The following is a 1550-nucleotide window of genomic DNA, read 5'->3' as shown; positions in this document are numbered from 1 at the left end:
GCCGGGCACGCGCAATACCCAGTTGTTGTGGCGCTTGGCAAGCCATAGAAGTGCCAGCGCCAAGGCACCGCCATGCAGTGCGAGCAAAAACACACCAAAGTGCACCTGGCCGGTTTCTATCCAGCTCTTGCCCAATATCAACAGATTGAAATAGACAATAAATGCCCCGAAGGCAAAGCCCAGATTGGCTGTACGACCGACACGCGGATTGACCCCGGCTGCTGCCAGCCCAATCAACACAAAATTAATGGCCGCCACTGCCAAACCGGCGCGCCAGGACAACTCGGCCAGATGCGCCTTTTTGGGATTAGCCAGTAGCTCTAAGGTGCCTTTGGCCCCAGACGGCACGAAGCTGCGTGCGGATTGGTCGGGCGCATCGACCTGCACACCGTAGGTTGAGAAAGACGCAACGGTCAGGTCGGTTTTGCCTGCCACTTTTTCCAAGCGCTGTCCGTTCTCAAGAATCAGGAACTTCTCGCCATACATCTCCTTGAGTTGCCCGCTGCGTGCCGAGGTGACTGTTTCTTTGTTGTCCTTTTGTGTGGCGATAAACACATTGCTGCCCGCCTGGGTCGTGGTCGCGTCTTTCTCGATGAAGAAGACGCGATCGCCGCTGGCCGATTCCTGGAACTGGCCGGGCTCCATGCGGGCAATGTCGCCGCGCTTGTCATATCGATCGCGCATATCTTCGATGCGACTCAGGGACCATGGCAGGATCAAAAAGGCCAAAGCCGCAATCACGATCAGAATGGGCCAGGCAAACCGAAACAGGGGCTTGATCAGCGAGGTCAAGCCGCGCCCACTGCCGAACCAGATCACCATTTCGCTGTCGCGAAACATACGCGTCAGCACGCTGAGCACTGCAATAAATAGACACAGAGACAGGATGACCGGCAGCTGCGACAGCACCGTGTAACCCATGATAATCATCACATCTGACGGATTGAACACTCCACGTCCGGCTTCACCCAGCGTGCGTATCAGCGTCATGGTCATCACCACTGTGATCAGTACAACCAGGGTTGCACCAAAACTGCGCGCGAGTTCTTTGCGGATGGAGGAATGGAATAACATGGCGGGAAAGGAAAACCTGAATTATGAACTTTGAACTGAAAGCTACCGGCCTCGCAGGGGTCTCTACCGAGAAATGCGATGCACTGAGCAGCCTGGTACCCCAGTATTTCAAAGCTGGCAAAGATGATTTGTCGACTTTGGTGGCGCAAACCCTGAAGGCGGGAGATTTGGAAGCAAAATCTGGCAAGTCGTTGTGCCTGTACCGTCCTGTGCAGGCCCATGCGACGCGTGTGGTGCTGGCTGGAATTGGCGCAGGATCGGCGCGCGATGTACGTGGCGCCGTGTTGTCCGCGGTGGCGGCGGTCAAGTCGGCCTCGCTGAAGAAGCTGCTGGTTTGTTTTGCAGCTCCCGCCCGTGAAGACGCCATGCGGGCGGTAGTGACTGCGGTCGCCGATGCCAGCTATACCTACACCACGACCAAGTCCAAGCCTGAGGGCCGCACCCTGTCCAAGGTGCTGGTGGCCGCCACCAATGCC

Annotated in this window: 2 protein-coding genes; one reads left to right on the top strand and one right to left on the bottom strand. The window is 57.0% G+C overall.

The features are described 5' to 3' along the window. On the bottom strand, positions 1-1074 hold a 1074-nt coding region (lptF, locus tag AC097P_RS23755), incomplete at its 3' end, for an LPS export ABC transporter permease LptF (RefSeq protein ID WP_479612898.1). A gap of 23 nt (positions 1075-1097) precedes the next feature. Here lptF and AC097P_RS23750 point away from each other — a divergent pair. Continuing rightward, a partial coding sequence (locus tag AC097P_RS23750) for a M17 family peptidase N-terminal domain-containing protein (protein ID WP_479612897.1) occupies positions 1098-1550 on the top strand: 453 nt, incomplete at its 3' end.

It is taken from the genome of Rhodoferax sp. ZS1R8 (genome assembly GCF_056521325.1).
The sequence above is the reverse complement of the archived record's forward strand: the minus strand, read 5'-3'. Positions and strand labels throughout refer to the sequence as shown.